The sequence below is a fragment of the Methylopila musalis genome (assembly GCF_042679725.1).
Lineage (GTDB): Bacteria > Pseudomonadota > Alphaproteobacteria > Rhizobiales > Methylopilaceae > Methylopila > Methylopila musalis.
In genome coordinates this window covers 1-760 of record NZ_JBHTMX010000409.1, presented here as the reverse complement: position 1 = coordinate 760, position 760 = coordinate 1, and the positions used below count along the sequence as shown (strand labels likewise).

1 protein-coding gene and 1 pseudogene are annotated in these 760 nt (G+C 76.7%); both read left to right on the top strand.

The annotated features are described in order from the left end of the window. A pseudogene (locus tag ACFQ4O_RS18000) lies at positions 1–187 on the top strand (hypothetical protein); the annotation flags it as partial. Continuing rightward, positions 184–760 (top strand): amidohydrolase family protein (locus ACFQ4O_RS17995; RefSeq protein WP_378777799.1); only part of this gene is annotated, 577 nt, incomplete at its 3' end. The pseudogene ACFQ4O_RS18000 and the gene ACFQ4O_RS17995, both read left to right, overlap by 4 nt.

Genomic DNA, 760 nt, shown 5'->3' with positions numbered 1-760 from the left:
CGCCCGCGTCTCCGCGCTGGTGACGCGGCTCGCGGACTTTGGTGCGGAACGGGTGGCGCTCGCGGGCGGCCTCGCCGGCGTCTACGGTCCCCGCCTGACCCGCGACGCGCAGGCCGTGCTGGTCGCGCCTTCGGGCGATCCGCTCGACGGCGCCCTCGCCCTCGCCCTCCGGAGCGCGCGGCCATGAATGCGCCCATGACGCTGGACGCCCTTCTGCCCACGCGCCTGTTCGACGGCGAGACGTGGCGCGAGGACGTCGCCGTGCTGATCGCGGACGGCGCGGTCCTCGACGTGATCCCTGCGAGCCAGCGGCCGTCCCACGCCGCCGCCACGCCGCTGCCGGGCCTGCTGGCGCCGGGCTTCGTGGACGTGCAGGTGAACGGCGGCGGCGGCGCATTGCTGAACGAGACCCCCACGCCCGAGGCCGTCGCGACCATCGCCCGCGCCCATCGCCGTTTCGGAACCACCGGCCTGCTGCCGACCGTGATCACCGACCGGCCGGAGGTGACCCGCGCCGCCGTGGAGGCCGTGCGCGCCGCGATCGCGGCGGGAACCCCCGGCGTGCTCGGCGTGCATGTGGAGGGCCCGTTCCTCAATCCGGCGCGCAAGGGCGTGCACGACCCGGCCTTCATGCGCGCCCCCGACGCGGACGATCTGGCGCTGCTCACCGGCCCCGGCCTCGGCGCGGTTCTGGTGACGCTTGCGCCCGAGCGCGTTCCGGACGCCGCCATCGCGCGGCTGGCCGAGGCCGGCGTCCGCG